Annotated in this window: 17 protein-coding genes; 3 read left to right on the top strand and 14 right to left on the bottom strand. The window is 70.4% G+C overall.

The window, feature by feature from the left end:
- Positions 1-5 precede the first annotated feature (5 nt).
- Genes ABT294_RS31605 through ABT294_RS31620 form a run of 4 tightly spaced genes read right to left on the bottom strand, consistent with a single transcriptional unit; the run spans position 6 to position 4,167 of the window.
- A complete protein-coding gene (locus ABT294_RS31605) occupies positions 6-821 on the bottom strand; it encodes a carbohydrate ABC transporter permease (protein ID WP_350809950.1) in 816 nt (271 codons plus the stop codon).
- Positions 818-1,708 (bottom strand): carbohydrate ABC transporter permease, encoded by an 891-nt coding sequence (locus ABT294_RS31610; RefSeq protein WP_350809951.1) that lies wholly within the window; start codon positions 1,706-1,708, stop codon positions 818-820. Before ABT294_RS31610 ends, ABT294_RS31605 begins: the two co-directional genes overlap by 4 nt.
- Positions 1,705-2,961: an ABC transporter substrate-binding protein gene (locus ABT294_RS31615; protein ID WP_350809952.1), complete on the bottom strand. Its 1,257-nt coding sequence runs from the start codon at positions 2,959-2,961 to the stop codon at positions 1,705-1,707. The genes ABT294_RS31610 and ABT294_RS31615 overlap by 4 nt, the downstream gene beginning before the upstream one ends.
- A 42-nt stretch (positions 2,962-3,003) precedes the next feature.
- Positions 3,004-4,167 (bottom strand): trans-sulfuration enzyme family protein, encoded by a 1,164-nt coding sequence (locus ABT294_RS31620; RefSeq protein ID WP_350809953.1) that lies wholly within the window; start codon positions 4,165-4,167, stop codon positions 3,004-3,006.
- An 11-nt stretch (positions 4,168-4,178) separates the two neighbouring features.
- Between ABT294_RS31620 and ABT294_RS31625 the strand changes: the two genes are divergently transcribed.
- Positions 4,179-5,186 carry a LacI family DNA-binding transcriptional regulator gene (locus ABT294_RS31625; RefSeq protein WP_350809954.1) on the top strand — a complete coding sequence of 336 codons (1,008 nt, stop codon included), beginning with the start codon at positions 4,179-4,181 and terminating at the stop codon, positions 5,184-5,186.
- 6 nt (positions 5,187-5,192) lie between these two features.
- Here the strand turns inward: ABT294_RS31625 and ABT294_RS31630 are convergent, their stop codons facing one another.
- From ABT294_RS31630 to ABT294_RS31655, 6 genes are all read right to left on the bottom strand, one after another.
- Positions 5,193-6,686, bottom strand: coding sequence for a sodium/solute symporter (locus ABT294_RS31630; protein ID WP_350809955.1), 1,494 nt, complete (start codon positions 6,684-6,686; stop codon positions 5,193-5,195).
- The gene (locus tag ABT294_RS31635; protein WP_350809956.1) at positions 6,683-7,132 is read right to left on the bottom strand and encodes a DUF485 domain-containing protein; all 450 of its coding nucleotides are present in this window, start codon (positions 7,130-7,132) and stop codon (positions 6,683-6,685) included. Before ABT294_RS31635 ends, ABT294_RS31630 begins: the two co-directional genes overlap by 4 nt.
- Entirely contained in the window at positions 7,129-7,878 is a 750-nt protein-coding gene (locus ABT294_RS31640) for a LytR/AlgR family response regulator transcription factor (RefSeq protein WP_350809957.1), read from the bottom strand. Before ABT294_RS31640 ends, ABT294_RS31635 begins: the two co-directional genes overlap by 4 nt.
- 33 nt (positions 7,879-7,911) lie before the next feature.
- Entirely contained in the window at positions 7,912-9,090 is a 1,179-nt protein-coding gene (locus tag ABT294_RS31645) for a sensor histidine kinase (RefSeq protein ID WP_350809958.1), read from the bottom strand.
- 110 nt (positions 9,091-9,200) lie between these two features.
- Positions 9,201-9,614, bottom strand: coding sequence for an HIT family protein (locus ABT294_RS31650; protein WP_350809959.1), 414 nt, complete (start codon positions 9,612-9,614; stop codon positions 9,201-9,203).
- Complete coding sequence (locus ABT294_RS31655) at positions 9,611-10,318, bottom strand: DUF1838 family protein (protein WP_350809960.1); 708 nt, start codon at positions 10,316-10,318, stop codon at positions 9,611-9,613. The genes ABT294_RS31650 and ABT294_RS31655 overlap by 4 nt, the downstream gene beginning before the upstream one ends.
- Before the next feature lie 62 nt (positions 10,319-10,380).
- On the opposite strand from ABT294_RS31655, the gene ABT294_RS31660 reads away from it, so the two are divergent.
- A complete protein-coding gene (locus tag ABT294_RS31660; protein WP_350809961.1) occupies positions 10,381-11,943 on the top strand; it encodes an MFS transporter in 1,563 nt (520 codons plus the stop codon).
- 2 nt (positions 11,944-11,945) lie between these two features.
- A complete protein-coding gene (locus ABT294_RS31665) occupies positions 11,946-12,518 on the top strand; it encodes a TetR/AcrR family transcriptional regulator (protein ID WP_350809962.1) in 573 nt (190 codons plus the stop codon).
- Positions 12,519-12,550: 32 nt separating this feature from the next.
- Here the strand turns inward: ABT294_RS31665 and ABT294_RS31670 are convergent, their stop codons facing one another.
- From ABT294_RS31670 to ABT294_RS31685, 4 genes are all read right to left on the bottom strand, one after another.
- The gene (locus ABT294_RS31670; protein WP_350809963.1) at positions 12,551-12,976 is read right to left on the bottom strand and encodes a protease inhibitor I42 family protein; all 426 of its coding nucleotides are present in this window, start codon (positions 12,974-12,976) and stop codon (positions 12,551-12,553) included.
- Between the two features lie 127 nt (positions 12,977-13,103).
- Positions 13,104-13,607, bottom strand: coding sequence for a hypothetical protein (locus ABT294_RS31675; protein WP_350809964.1), 504 nt, complete (start codon positions 13,605-13,607; stop codon positions 13,104-13,106).
- Positions 13,604-13,984 carry a phage holin family protein gene (locus tag ABT294_RS31680; RefSeq protein WP_350809965.1) on the bottom strand — a complete coding sequence of 127 codons (381 nt, stop codon included), beginning with the start codon at positions 13,982-13,984 and terminating at the stop codon, positions 13,604-13,606. Before ABT294_RS31680 ends, ABT294_RS31675 begins: the two co-directional genes overlap by 4 nt.
- A 55-nt stretch (positions 13,985-14,039) precedes the next feature.
- Positions 14,040-14,204 (bottom strand): hypothetical protein, encoded by a 165-nt coding sequence (locus ABT294_RS31685; protein WP_350809966.1) that lies wholly within the window; start codon positions 14,202-14,204, stop codon positions 14,040-14,042.
- Between the last annotated feature and the right edge of the window lie 34 nt (positions 14,205-14,238).

Below are 14,238 nucleotides of genomic sequence, written 5' to 3' on the forward strand. Positions count from 1 at the left end.
CCCTCTCACCCCTTGACTGCCCCCGCGGTGAGCCCCTCGACGATGTAGCGGCGGATCGCGGCGAACAGCACCAGCGTGGGAATCACCGAGACCACCGTGGCCGCGGCCATCGAGCCCCAGTCGATGTCGTACTGGGTGATGAAGGAGTTCATGGCGACCGGGATGGTCTTGGCGTCCTCGCTGTCGATGAACGTGATCGCCAGGAACAGCTCGTTCCAGCACTGCACGAACGCGAAGATGAAGGTCGCCGCGATCCCCGGCAGCATGACCGGGATCACCACCCGCACCATCGCGGCCAGCCGCGACGCGCCGTCCACCTGCGCCGCCTCCTCCAGCGCGACCGGCACCCGCTCGTAGAAGCCGCGCATGATGATCGTGGCGAACGGCACCAGCATGGCGACGTACACCAGCATCAGCCCGGCCAGCCGGTTGAGCAGGTCCAGGTCGGACATCAGCAGGTAGAGCGGTCCGAGCGCGATGAACAGCGGGATCATCTGGGTGACCAGGAACGCCAGCATCAGCGCGCCCCTGCCGGGGAAGGAGAAGCGGGCCAGCGTGTAGCCGCCGAGCACGCCGATCGCCGTCACCACGCCCGCCGACACCAGCGAGACCGTGAGGCTGTTCAGCAGATACGCGCCGAAGTCGGCGAACGAGAACAGCTCCGTGTAGTGCTCGAACGTCACGCTGCCCGGCCAGTACCTGAGCGGCGTGGAGAAGATCTCCGCCTTCGGCTTGAGCGAGGTGACGACGACCCAGTAGAGCGGGAAGAGCGTGATCAGCAACCAGACCGTGAGCACGGTCACCTTGGCGAGACGTCTCATCGGGCCTTCTCGAATCTGGTGGCGTTGAGGTAGAAGACGCTGAAGGCGAGCAGCAACCCGAGGATGAGCAGCCCGACCGCGCCCGCCCGGCCGTAGTCGCCGCCGATGACCTGCTGGATGAGGAAGGTGGTGATGATGTCGGTGCTGCCCGCCGGGCCGCCGCCGGTCATCGAGTAGATCAGGTCGGGGAAGTTCAGGATCCAGATCACCCGCAGCAGCACGATCAGCGCCAGCGTGGGGCGGATGTGCGGCAGCGTGACGTGCCAGAACTGCCTGAGCCGCGAGGCGCCGTCGACCGACGCCGCCTCGTACAGCTCACGCGGGACGGACTGCAGCGCCGCCATGATCATGATGGCGAAGAACGTCACGCCGTACCAGATGTTGGCCACGATCACCGAGGTCATCGCCCATCCGGGCGTGGCGAGGAAGCCGATGCGGTGCTCGATGATCCCCGTCTTCAGCAGCAGGTCGTTGATCACGCCGAACTGGCCGTTGAACATCCACCGCCACAGCAGCCCGATGAGGAAGCCGGACATGGCCCAGGGGAAGAACACCCACGCCTGGTAGAGGCCGCGCCCACGGAAGTGGCGCCGCAGCAGCAGCGCCAGCCCGAAGCCGAGGAAGAACTGGAAGAACAGCGAGACGACGACCCAGGTGCCGGTGTTGCGCAGCGCCGTCCAGAACCGGTCCTCGGCGAGCACGGCCCGGAAGTTGTCCAGCCCGACGAAGGGCGTCGAGGTCAGGTCGAACAGGTTGTACTGCTGGAAGGCGATGACACCGCCGCGGATCATCGGGTAGTACGTGAAGACCACCACGAAGACCACGCCGGGCAGCAGGCAGAGGGCGACGAAGGCGGCCTTGCGCGCGGTGAAGGCTGAACGGGTCACGAAACCTTCTTCGCCTGGTCCTGCCAGAAGGCGTCCCACGACTTGAGCACGTCGGCCACCGTCTTCTTGCCGGTGATGAGCGCCTGGACGTCACGGTCGGAGTCGACGATGAACTGGCTCCAGCCCGGGTAGTCGACCGGCCTGATCGTGATCACCTGCTTCGGGTCCTGCTGCGCCTCCAGGTACGCCTTCCAGGCGCCCTGGGAGAACTGCGGGTCGCTCTGGGCCTGCTTGGAGATCGGGATCAGCGAGTTGCCCTTGGCGAAGGCGATGCTCTGCTTGGCCTCCGACAGGAACTGCACCAGCTTGACCGCCTCCTTCGGGTGCTTGCTGAAGGAGGTCGCGCCCCAGCCGGCGTAGCCGACCGGCTGGAAGGCGTAGCCGGTGGGGCCCTTGGGGATGGGGGCGGTGGCCCAGGTCTTGACCGAGCTCTCCTGGACCGTCTTGATCACCTCGGGGTCCTGGATGAGCATGCCGGTGACGCCGCTGGTGAAGCCCTGCACCATCTCGGGGTAGGCCCATGAGACGGAGTCGGGTGGCGACGCCTCCTTGAAGATCTTCACGTACAGGTCCATGGCCTGGGTGGCCTCGGGGGTCGAGAAGATCGTCCGCTTGTCCTTGAGGAAGAAGGACTTCTCGGGATCCAGGGCCTCGCCGTTGTAGGCGCTGACCATCATGACCGCGTAGTCGGCGCCGCCCTTGCCGCCCCTGAAGGAGTAGCCGAACCTGTCGCCCGAGGTCATCTTCTTGCCGGCCTCGTAGAGCTCCTGCCAGGTCTTCGGCGGCTGGGCCAGGCCCCAGTCGGTCCGGTAGAACAGGGTGCGCTGGTAGAAGCCGTACGGGATCAGGTACGCCTTGCCGCCGACCTCCACCGCCTTCTTCTGGGCCAGCTCGGTCAGGTCCGTCCAGCCCGGCCAGCCGGTGGTGGGCAGTTCGGCGAGCCAGCCGTTGTTGGAGAAGGACTTGGCCGTGTGGTCGCGGACCTCCAGCACGTCCAGGTCCTTCTTCGTCTGCAGGATCTGGTTGATCTTCTGGTCGGCGCTGTCGAGCGGCGGCGAGATCAGCTCGACCTTGACTCCCGGGTTCGCCTTCTCGAAGTCGGCGAGGAGCGTCTTGATCAGCTTGGTGCGTTCCGGGCTCGTCAGGCTTTCGATCATGCGCAGCCGCACCTGCCCCGGGGACGACGAGCCGGAACCGCAACCGGCCAGCACGAGAGTGGCGGCGGCCGCGGCCGCCAGGAATGGTGATCTCATGTGCGCCTCCTGAGGGAGCGAGGGGGGTGACAGCGCTGTCAGTCACGCTAGGCGACGCACCCCCTCCAGCGCTAGACCAAGGTCCTTGATCAATGTCTCGGCGGGCTCCAGCCCGACGGACAGCCGCACCAGGCCGACCGGGATGCCCATCGTGGCCCGCACGCTCTCCTCGATGGTGAGCGCCGGCGCGTTGACCAGGCTCTCGAACCCGCCCCAGGACACACCGATCCTGAAATGTTGCAGCTTGTCGAGGAACGCGCTCACCTCGTCCCGCGACTCCGTGTCCAGTTCGACGCTGAACAGGCTGGAGAAGCCGGACATCTGCCGCCTGGCCTGCGCGTGCCCCGGATGCGAGGCCAGCCCCGGATGGTTGACCACCCGCACCGCCGGATGGTCCTCCAGGAACCCGGCCACGGCCAGCCCGCGCTCCTGGTGAGCCGCCATCCGCACGGGCAGCGTGCGCAGCCCCTTGATCACCTTGGCCGCGTCGTGCGGCGACATGGCCGCGCCGTAGAGCTGGTACTCGGTCAGCGCCAGCGGGCGCACCAGCCGCGACGGGCCCACCACGACGCCGCCGACCAGGTCGCTGTGCCCGCCGACGTACTTCGACAGCGAGTGCACGACCAGGTCCACGCCGAGCGTCAGCGGCTTCTGGAAGATCGGCGTGGACCAGGTGTTGTCCGTCACCGTCACCAGCCCGCGCTCGCGCGCCCACGCGGTGACCGCGGCGATGTCGAAGACCTCATAGCGCATGTACGACGGCGACTCGAAGTAGAGTAGGCGCGTGCTCGCCTTGATAGCGCTGTCACATGCCCCGAGGTCGCCGACGTGTGTATGCGTGACTCCGAACTTCTCCAGGTAACGCAGGAACTGGGTGGTCGGCCCGTAGACCGCGCCCAGCACCAGCACATGGTCGCCCGCCGACACCAGCGAGGAGATCGTCGCCGAGATCGCGCCCATCCCGGAGCCGAAGCACTTGGCCCGCTCTCCTCGTTCCAGCGCCGCCAGTTTGCGCTGGGCGAGGTCGACCGTCGGGTTGGTGCCCCGCCAGTAGACGTACCGCTCGTCCTCGTCCCTGATCGCCGCACCGAGCTCGCCGACCGATTCGAAGGTGAACAGCGAGTTCTCGAAGACGGGCGGGTTGACCGCGCCGAGTATCCAGGGCTCGTCCTCACCCAGGCGGCCACAGATCCAGTCATCATCCATGGGGGCACAATATGACATTGCGCGGCAAGCCGACCATGGCCGATGTGGCCAGGCACGCGGGAGTGAGCCTGAAAACCGTCTCACGGGTGGTCAACCAGGAGCCCCACGTGAGCGCGGCGCTTCAGCGCAGGGTGCAGGAGTCCATCGGCGCACTCGGCTTCCGGCGCAACGAGGCCGCGAGCCGGCTCGCGCGCGGCGCCAGCATGCTGACACTGGGGCTGGTCATGGAGAACATCTCCAACGAGTTCTACTCCCGGCTGGCCAAGTCCGTGGAGGCGGCGGCGGCCGAGCACGAGGCGCTGGTGGTCTTCGGCTCGTACGAGGAGCGCGCGGAGCGGGAGCGGATGCTGATCGAGTCGATGTACGCCCGGGGAGTCGACTCGCTGATCATCGTCCCGTCGGGGTCCGACCACAGCTGGCTGGCCCAGCACGGCGGGCTGACCTCGGTCTTCGTCGACCGCGTCCCGCCGGGGCTCGACGGCGCGGACGTGGTGATGCTCGACGACGCCCACGGCGGCCGGGTCGCGACCGAGCACCTGCTGGCGCGGGGCCACCGCCGCGTCGCGCTCATCTCCGACGACGAGCGGCTGAGCTCCGTGCACGACCGCGCCCTCGGCTACCGCGCGGCCCTGCGCGACGCGGGCCTCCCCCTGGACGAGTCGCTGGTGGTGCGGGAGGTGTTCGACCCGTGGCGGGCCTCGCAGGAGGTCGGCAAGCTGCTGGACCTGCCCGACCCGCCCACGGCCTTCTTCGCCACCAACAACCGCGCCGCCATCGGCATCCTCCAGGCGCTCAGGGATCGCCCTGAACGTCCCGCCTATGTGGGGTTCGATGACTTCGCGCTGGCCGACGTGTTCAATCCGGGGGTGACGGTGGTCCGCTACGACACGTCCCGGCTGGCCACGAGCGCGGTCGACCTCCTGCTCCACCCGGCTTCGCGCGAGGCGGGCGCGCCGCGCCGGGTCAGGGTGCCGGTCGAGCTGGTCGCCCGCGGCTCCGGGGAGGTCCCCCCTGCCTGAAGCGCGTCAGGACGAGCGGGGCCGCCAGTCGCCGCGGTCGAGGTCGAGGTCCTCCGGCGTGTGCAGGCGCACCATCGTCCTGGCCACGCCGGGCGGCACCCGGTGCGGCGTGAGGAACGACACCGACACCATCACCGTGAACGCGATCGGCACCGTCCACGCGGCGGGCTGGGCGAGCAGCGCGCCCGCCACGCCCTCGCGCGGGCCGCCGACGATCGTCACCAGCACCGCGCCGCACGCCAGCCCTCCCCCGACGAACAGCCCCGCGAGCGCGCCCGTGGTGCTCAGCCTGCGCCACCAGATGCCGAGGACGAGCAGCGGGCAGAACGACGACGCGGCCACCGCGAACGCCAGCCCCACCACGTCGGCCACCGGCAGCGCCCGCGCCCACAGCGCCAGCGCGAGCGCCAGCGGCACCGCGACGGCCATCAGCGTGGCGATCCTGAACGAGCGGACCCCGCCCTTGAGCAGGTCCTGGGCGATCACTCCCGCCACCGACACGGTCAGCCCCGAGGACGTGGACAGGAAGGCCGCGAACGCCCCCGCCGTCACCAGCGCCGTCAACAGTTCGCCGAGGGTGCCGCCGATCATCCGTTCCGGCAGCGTGAGCACGACGGTGTCGGCGCGTGCCAGGTCGGGGGCGTAGAGCCGGCCCAGCCAGCCGTACAGCGCGGGCAGCAGGTAGAACGCGCCCAGCAGTGTCAGGACGACGAGGGTGGTGCGGCGGGCGGCCCGCCCGTCGGGGTTGGTGTAGAAGCGGACCAGCACGTGCGGCAGCCCCATCGTGCCCAGGAACGTGGCCAGGATCAGCGAGTACGTCGAGTACAGCCCGTACTCCTTGCCGCCCGACAGCGGCGTCTCCCAGGTGGTGGCGTCCACCGCGCTCAGGCCGGGGGCGCCGTCGGCCTTCCACGCCATCAGCAGGAACACCAGGGGCACGGCCAGCGCGGTCAGCTTCAGCCAGTACTGGAACGCCTGCACGAACGTGATCGACCGCATCCCGCCCGACAGCACGTTCACCGCGACCACGACCGCCACCAGCAGGCCGCCCACCCAGACCGGCGCGCCGGTGATCGTCCGCAGGACCAGGCCCGCGCTCTGGAACTGCGGCATCAGGTACAACCAGCCGATGAGCACGACGAACCCGCTCGCCGTGCGGCGCACGGCCATCGACTCCAGCCTTGCCTCGGCGAAGTCGGGCAGCGTGTACGCGCCGGAGCGCCGCAGCGGCGCCGAGACGAGCACGAGCAGCACCAGGTAGCCGCCGGTCCAGCCGACGGGCAGCCAGAGCATGTCGGCGCCGAACGACAGGATCAGCCCGGCCACGCCGAGGAAGGAGGCGGCCGACAGGTACTCGCCGCCGATCGCGGAGGCGTTCCACAAGGGGCTGACCGTGCGCGAGGCCACGTAGAAGTCGGAGGTGGTGCGGGAGAACCTGATCCCGAACGCGCCGATGAGCACCGCCGCCATGACGACGACGAGGACGGCCGTCAGGCTCATCGGCGCTCGACCAGGTCCGCGAAGTGCCGCTCGTTGCGTTCGGCGTGCCGGACGTAGAGCCACGCCCCGGCCACGAAGCCGGGGTAGATCAGCCCGCCGAGCACGGCCCAGGCCAGCGGGACGCCGAGCACGTCCACCTCGCGCAGCTCGGGGACGATCAGGAAGAGCAGCGGCAGGCCGCCCACCACGCACGCCAGCACCGTGCAGACGAAGATCGCGAGCCGGAACTGGGTGCGCAGCAGCGAGCGCATGTAGACCTCGCCGAGGTGCGTCTGCTCGTCGATCTCCCGGGTGGCCGGGTAGCGGGGGCGGCGCGCGGCGGCCGTCCGCGGGCTGGTCACGGTCACCCTGCGCGGCGCGTCGGGGCGGACGAGCGGCAACCGGCGGCCAGGACGCGGTTCGGCCCGTCTGTCCGGCAGGTTGTCGGGCTCGTTGATGGGGTTCACTCGGGCCTTCCCTTCCTGGCCCTGCGCACCAGCAGGTCGCGCAGCTCGCGCGTGTGGCGGCGGCTGACCGGGATCTCGGTGTCGCCGACCCGCACCGTGCACCTGCCGGAGTCGATGTGCAGCTCCTCGATGTGCTTGACGGCCACCAGATGGCTGCGGTGGACCCGGACGAACCCGGCGGAGGACCAGCGCTCCTCCAGCGTCGCCAGCGGGATGCGCACCAGGTGGCTGCCCGCCCGGGTGTGCAGGCGGGCGTAGTCGCCGTGCGCCTCGACGGAGAAGACGTCGGCGGTGGAGATGAACCGGGTCACACCGCCCAGCTCGACCGGGATCGTGTCGGTCTCTCCGCTCTCGACAGCGAGGTCCGCCGAGACGGCCACCCGGCGGATCGCCTCGGCCAGCCGTTCCGGGCGCACCGGCTTGAGCAGGTAGTCCTCCGCCTTGATCTCGAACGCGTCCACCGCGTGCTCCTCGTAGGCGGTGACGAAGACGACCCGCGGCGGGTTGGCGAAGCGCGACAGCAGCCGCCCCAGCACCACGCCGTCGAGGCCGCGCATCCTGATGTCGAGGAAGACCGCGTCGATGGGCCTGCCGTCGGCGATGGCACGGTCGAGCAGCCGCAGCGCCGCGGAGCCGTCCCTGGCCGTGGCCACCTCGCCGATGCGGGAGTCGGCGCGCAGCAGGTAGGCCAGGTCTTCCAGGGCGGGCAGCTCGTCGTCGACGGCAAGGACCCGAAGTAGTGCCATAGACAGTGATGAAACCGACAACAAAGATCGGGGTCAACGGGCCGAGACGCCCGGGTGATATTTCGGCAACCTGATGTTGACTTTCGTGCCGACGCCCGTGCCCGTCTCGACGACCAGCCCGTACTCGTCGCCGTAGACCTGGCGCAGCCGCTCGTCCACGTTGGCCAGCCCCACCCCGCCCGCGGGAGTGATGTCACCTGCGAGGATGCGGCGCAGCCTGTCGGGGTCCATGCCGAGGCCGTCGTCCTCGACGCTGATCCGGCACTCCGCCCCGGCGTCCTCGGCGATGATCGTGATGCGTCCGACGCCGTTCCTGCTCTCCAGCCCGTGCCGTACGGCGTTCTCCACGAGCGGCTGCAAGCACAGGAACGGCACCGCCACCGGCAGCACCTCCGGCGCGATCCGCAACGTCACCTGCAACTGGTCGCCGAAGCGGGCCCGCTCCAGGGTCAGGTAGCGGTCGATCGAGCGCAGCTCCTCGGCGAGCGTGGTGAACTCGCCGTGCCTGCGGAAGCTGTAGCGGGTGAAGTCGGCGAACTCCAGCAGCAGCTCCCTGGCGCGTTCCGGGTCGGTACGGACGAACGAGGCGATCGTGGTGAGCGAGTTGTAGATGAAGTGCGGCGAGATCTGCGCCCGCAGCGCCCGCACCTCGGCCTCCATCAGCAGCGTCCGCGAGCGGTGCAGCTCGGCCAGCTCCAGCTGGGAGTCCACCCAACCGGCCACCTGCTGCGCAGCCCTGACGAGCCCGGCCGAGGAGTACGAGCCGTACGCCGTCAGCGAGCCCACCACCCGGTCGTCGGTGGTGAGCGGCACCACCACGGCGTGCCTGATCGGGCACTCCAGCAGCTCGCAGTCGATGCTCAGCACCTGGGTGCGGCCGTCCTTGAGCGTGGCGGCCGCGTGCTCGAACGCCTGGTCCACGTGGTGATCGCCGTCGCCGTCGTAGACGAGCAGCCGCTCGCCGTCGGTGATCGCCAGCGCGGACGAGCCGAGCAGCGCGCGCAGGTGCCGCGACGCCTTCTCCGCGCCGTCGACGGTGAGCCCGGCGCGCAGCGGCGGCCCGGCGAGCGAGGCGGTGTGCAGGGTCTCGAACGTGGCGCGCTCGGCCGGGCTGGTGCCCAGCTCGCGCCGACCGCGCAGCACCCGCCACAGCACGATCGCGGGCACGCCCACGAGGGCTGCCACGACGACGGTTCCGACCAGGTACTCCATCGCCGGAGCCTACTGCCGTTCCGCCCGCCGGTGACAGGCGGCGGAACCGGCGCCGGGCTGCCTGGCGCCGCCGCGCCTTCCCCCGGTCTTGCGCCGTCTCCCGGCGCCGGTCAGCGTCCGGGGAGCGCCTTGGCGATCCTCTCGGCGTAGCTCTCGGCCTCCTCGGCCGACGCGTACGTGGTGCGCGGCCAGAAGAAGCCGCGCAGTCCGTCCTTGCGGGTGCGCGGCACCACGTGCACGTGCAGGTGCGGGACGCTCTGGCTGACGCGGTTGTTCATCGCCACGAACGTGCCGCCCGCCTCCAGCCCCTCCTCCACCGCCCTCGCGATCGCCTGGACCCGTTCGAAGAAGGGGCCGACCTCGACGAGGTCGGCGAGCGTCTCGACGTGCGCCCTCGGCACGACCAGAACGTGCCCCTTGAAGACCGGCCGGGCGTCGAGGAAGGAGACGGCCACCTCGTCGGAGTGCACGATGGTGGCGGGCCGCTCCCCCGTGATGATCTCGCAGAACAGGTCGGTGCTCACCGGCCGACTTTATCCGCGAACGCGGTCCAGCTCGTCATGTTGGGCGCCGTCCACCCGGTCGGCGCGTGCAGGAACCGCTCGCCGGCGTGCGCGCGCAGCCGCTCGGGCACCTCGGACGTCTTGTGCCCCCGGCAGTGGTAGACCAGCCCGCCCTCGCGCTGCCCCATCGCCATCCAGGGCAGCCACGGCGAGACCCGGCACCAGGAGAACACGGCCGGGACGTCGGGCATCCCCGAGTCGAGCTCCTTGGCCTGGACGAAGAACTGGAACAGTTCCAGGGCCCGGTAGGTGTCGCCCGCCGAGTTCCGGGGGTAGTCGGCGACCTTGAGGGGCGAGGGGTAGGACAGGCGGATGTCGGCGTTGAAGACCACCTGGTCGCCCAGGCGGGTGGTCGGCACGGGGTAGGCGCCGAACCGCTGGTTGACGGGGTCGTTGAAGACGTGCTGCACCTCGACGGACTCGCCGGTGATCGGGTTGTCCCAGGTGTCGATGATCTCGCGGGTGCGCGGGTCGAGGTAGGCGGCCGCCTCCCTGGTCAGCAGCTGCCAGCCGCCCTCGACCTCGACCGCCCTGGCCACGTTGACGCCTTCGAAGCCGAACAGGTGGTGCGGGCCGTCGTCGTGCTGCCACCCGTAGACGTCGCCGGTCCACCACGAGATCGTCTCGGCGCCGTCGGAGGACGCGCGCACGCGAATGAAGTCCATGGGAGGCAGCCTCTCGGACTCGCGGGCTTGTTTCAAGACACTCTGTTGCTATCGTTAGCGACATGGTGTCGCTAAATGACCGGACGCGGCAGGGCTGGCTGCCCCTGTTCGTCCTCGGCGTGGGCATGTCGATGATCGTCATCGACGCCACGATCGTGAACGTGGCGGTGCCGGCGATCATCGCCGACCTGGGCCTGGCCGCCACGGACGTCGAGTGGGTGAACTCGATCTACTCGCTGACGTTCGCCGCCCTGCTCATCCCGCTCGGCCGCACCGGCGACGCGCGGGGCAGGCGGCGGACGTTCGTCACCGGGGTCGTGGTCTTCCTCGGCGCCAGCGTGCTGGCCGCCGCCGCGGGCAGCGGCGCGATGCTGGTCGGCGCCCGGGTGGTGCAGGGCGTGGGCGCGTCCATGGTGGTGCCGATGACCCTGGCGATCATCAACTCCCTCTACACCGGCCCGCGCAGGACGGTCGCGTTCGCCGTGTGGGGCTCGATCATCGGCGGCATGGCCGCGGTGGGGCCGCTGCTCGGCGGCTGGATCGTCACCGACCTCGGCTGGCGCTCGGCGTTCTGGGTGAACCTGCCGATCGGCCTCCTCGTCCTGCTCGGGGCGGCCAAGGTGCCCGAGTCCCGCGACCCCCGGGCGGGCGGGCTCGACCCGCTCGGCGTGCTGCTGTCCGTCGTCGGCATGTCGTGCCTGGTGTTCGGGCTGATCGAGGGCCAGCGCTACGGCTGGGGACGGCCGACCGGCCAGGGCACCGTCTTCGGCCGGCCGTGGCCGTTCGACGCGGTCTCGCCCATCCCGTTCGCGTTCGCCCTGGCCGCCGCCGCGCTGACGGCGCTGGTACTGGTGGAGCGGGCCAGATCCCGCGCGGGCCGCCCGGTCGTCCTGGACCTGTCGCTGTTCGCCATCCCGTCCTTCCGGTACGGCGGAGCCGCCGCGATGATCGTCTCGCTGGGCGAGTTCGGCCTGATCCTCGTGCTGCCGCTGTTCCTGCAGACGGCCATGGGCTACAGCGCCTTCCAGGCCGGGCTGATCATCGCCTCGCTGGCGGCGGGGACGTTCCTCGCGGGCGGGACCGTGCCGCAGCTGTCCCGGCGGCTCAGCGGCAGGGCCATCGTCAGGACCGGCCTGGCGCTGGAGGCCGCGGCCGCGATCGCGATCGGGCTCACCCTCTCCCCCTCGCTGGGGCCGTGGACGCTGGTGCCCTGGCTGGTGGTCTACGGATTCGGCGTCGGGTTCGCCTCCGCCCAGCTCCCCAACGTGATGCTGGCCGGGGTGCCGTCCCGCCAGTCGGGGGTGGCCTCCGGGTTGCAGAGTGCGATCCGGCAGCTCGGCGCCGCCGTCGGCATCGCGGTGCTCGGCGCGGTGCTGGTCACGGGGCTCGACTCGGCGATGGCCGAGCAGCTGCCTGACGACCCCGCGCTCGGCCGGGCCGTCCGCGACAGCGGCGGCGCGGCCATCGCGGCCGTCAGGGACCCGGGCGAGCGGGCCGCCGCCGTCGCCGCCTCCGTGGACGCCACCCGACGCGTGACGGTCGTGACCGGCCTCGTTCTCTTCGCGGGCGTGGGTTCGACGCTGCTGCTGCCCGATACTGGGGGGAGGCAACGCGAAGAGGAGTGAACGTGCCGAGGATCAGCGCTGCGACCGTCGCCGACCACCGGGCCAGCCAGCACGCGGCCCTGCTGGAGGCCGCGATGCAGATCCTGGTCGCCGAGGGCGCGGCCGGGCTCACTCCGGCAGCCGTCGGGGCGCGCGTCGGGCTGGCCCGGTCCAGCGTCTACCGCTACTTCTCCGCTACCGCCGACATCCTGGCCCAGCTCGTCGAGGACTCCATCCCCCGCTGGGCCGCCCGCTTGCAGGCCGCGGCCGGCGAGGGCACGCTGGAGCAGCGGGTACGGGCCTTCGGCGCGGCCACGCTGTCGTTCGCCGGCAGCCGCGACTACGCGCTGCTGCGCGCGGTCGCCTCGATCGACCTGCCCGGCGAGTGCCAGGACAGGATCGACCAGCTCCACGAGACGATGATCGAGCCGCTGCACGCCATCGCCGCTGAGGCCGGGCACGCCCATCCCGACCTGGTGGCGCACCTGGGCTGGAGCATGCTCGGCGAGGGCCAGCGGCGGCTCGCCGCGGGCGGCGAGCAGGGCGTGATCACGGAGACCACGATCGACGTGCTCTGCCGGGCCGTACTCGGCTGACGGCGCTCACCACCGAACGCGCTCGACGGCGCTCATTTCACGGTGATGGCGAAGATCGCCTCGCCCGACTGCTGCTTGCTCTGCTCGTTGGTGGGCGTCGTGGCCTTGCCGCAGCGCCAGCAGTTGTACAGCTTGATCTCGGTGGTGCCGGCGTGCTTGGTGTTGAACGCGAAGTAGCTCGTGCCCCCGGAGCCCGGGCCTCCACCCTCGGAGCGGTACTCCTTGCTGATGAACGAGGCCACCTTGGGATCGGGCACCGCCTCGAGGGTCCAGCTGTCGCCGACGGACGCGTTGTCGGCGACGGCCAGGGAGAACCGCTTGCCCTGGCCCAGCTCCACGCTGACGGTCGTGCCCTTGGCACCCTTGACGACGGTGCCGAGGTCGTTGACAGCTGACCCGGCGCCGCACCCCGCGACAAGCAGGCCCACCAGGGCCGCCACGACCGTTCGACGAATCACTCAGGCAGATTATCGGGCTCGGGCGACGCCCGCGGCACCGCATCCGCCTCCCACGCGGCGGGTCCTGCTCCCCGCGGGGCCGCGCCGAGCGTCGCCGCCCGACAGGGACCTGCTGGGAGCGCGAACCCTAACTGCTCCTGCGCCTCACGATGCGCCGCACGACGAACGCGGCGACCACTCCGGCGAGGAAGACCAGCAGCAGCATCGGCCGCTTCCGCGCCTGGGCTGCCGCCTTGTCGGCCACGTCCTTGACCTGGTCCGGGGTGACATCGCGGAGCTTGTCGGCGACCTCGGTCACCTTGCCCTTCGCCACCGCCGTGACGTCGCTCGCGCGGCCCTTCACATCCACCTTGTCCGCGAGGGCGCTGACGGTGCCGCCCCCCTCGCGCCGGATCTCCTTGGTGCTCTTCCGCACGTCTGCCTCCTCCTCGACCGCCTGCACGGGGACTTCGGGATCGAAGACCGCGTGCGCCATCCGGTGCTCCTCCGCCAGATGCGCGTTCTCCGACGCCCCCGGCCTGGTGAGCGGCACGTTGATGGACTCGTGATCTGTCGGGTCACCGACCGTGACCCTGCGGGCCCCCACCTCCCCCGCATGCGTGTGGGTGTAACCGGAATCCGTCTCGCTCATAGGTGCGCTCTCTCCTTCACCACGTCGAGGTCGGCCCTCACACTGGCGATCGCCTGTGCCGGAACCGGAGGCCCGACCCGCTTCACCTGGTTCCCGCCGAACTTGCCGAGCAGAGCGGCGATGACGAACAGGACGACCGCCACGATCGCGGCAGCGGCCCAGGCAGGCAGTGCCAGGGCAAGGAGCAGCACCACGGCGGCCACGAGGGTGGCTCCGCCGAGGAAGCCGATGATGCCGGCGGCCCCGAACAGCCCGGCGCCGCGTCCCGCGCGCCTGCCCTTCGCCGTGAGTTCCAGCCTGGCGAGCCGCAACTCGTCCTTGACGAGCCGGGAAACCTGCTCGGACAGATCGTTGACCAGCTTGTGGGTGTCGTTCACGTCATCGCCTCCTCCGCTGCCGCGGAAGGCGACTACCCAGTGACGTGCGTTTCTATCACCGCTTGGAGGTGCGTAGCAGGAAGCCGAGCACCGCCGCGAGCGGCGACTCGGGCGTTTCGCACCAATTGTCGGGCTGCTTCGGCTTGCTCCACGGGGAGGGCAGCTCGCACGAAGGAGCCTGCGGCTTGGGCCGCTCGCACCACGATCCGGGAGGTTTCATACATTTACTGTAAATCTTCTCCTCCCCTCCGGAC

It is taken from the genome of Nonomuraea sp. NPDC000554 (assembly GCF_040300065.1).
Lineage (GTDB): Bacteria > Actinomycetota > Actinomycetes > Streptosporangiales > Streptosporangiaceae > Nonomuraea.

What these genes read in the sequence shown, in the direction of transcription:
- ABT294_RS31605 (WP_350809950.1), bottom strand. Translation starts at nt 821, where the DNA reads ATGAGACGTCTCGCCAAGGTGACCGTGCTCACGGTCTGGTTGCTGATC.
- ABT294_RS31615 (WP_350809952.1), bottom strand. Translation starts at nt 2,961, where the DNA reads ATGAGATCACCATTCCTGGCGGCCGCGGCCGCCGCCACTCTCGTGCTG.
- ABT294_RS31620 (WP_350809953.1), bottom strand. Translation starts at nt 4,167, where the DNA reads ATGGATGATGACTGGATCTGTGGCCGCCTGGGTGAGGACGAGCCCTGG.
- ABT294_RS31625 (WP_350809954.1), top strand. Translation starts at nt 4,179, where the DNA reads ATGACATTGCGCGGCAAGCCGACCATGGCCGATGTGGCCAGGCACGCG.
- ABT294_RS31630 (WP_350809955.1), bottom strand. Translation starts at nt 6,686, where the DNA reads ATGAGCCTGACGGCCGTCCTCGTCGTCGTCATGGCGGCGGTGCTCATC.
- ABT294_RS31640 (WP_350809957.1), bottom strand. Translation starts at nt 7,878, where the DNA reads ATGGCACTACTTCGGGTCCTTGCCGTCGACGACGAGCTGCCCGCCCTG.
- ABT294_RS31645 (WP_350809958.1), bottom strand. Translation starts at nt 9,090, where the DNA reads ATGGAGTACCTGGTCGGAACCGTCGTCGTGGCAGCCCTCGTGGGCGTG.
- ABT294_RS31655 (WP_350809960.1), bottom strand. Translation starts at nt 10,318, where the DNA reads ATGGACTTCATTCGCGTGCGCGCGTCCTCCGACGGCGCCGAGACGATC.
- ABT294_RS31660 (WP_350809961.1), top strand. Translation starts at nt 10,381, where the DNA reads ATGGTGTCGCTAAATGACCGGACGCGGCAGGGCTGGCTGCCCCTGTTC.
- ABT294_RS31675 (WP_350809964.1), bottom strand. Translation starts at nt 13,607, where the DNA reads ATGAGCGAGACGGATTCCGGTTACACCCACACGCATGCGGGGGAGGTG.
- ABT294_RS31685 (WP_350809966.1), bottom strand. Translation starts at nt 14,204, where the DNA reads ATGAAACCTCCCGGATCGTGGTGCGAGCGGCCCAAGCCGCAGGCTCCT.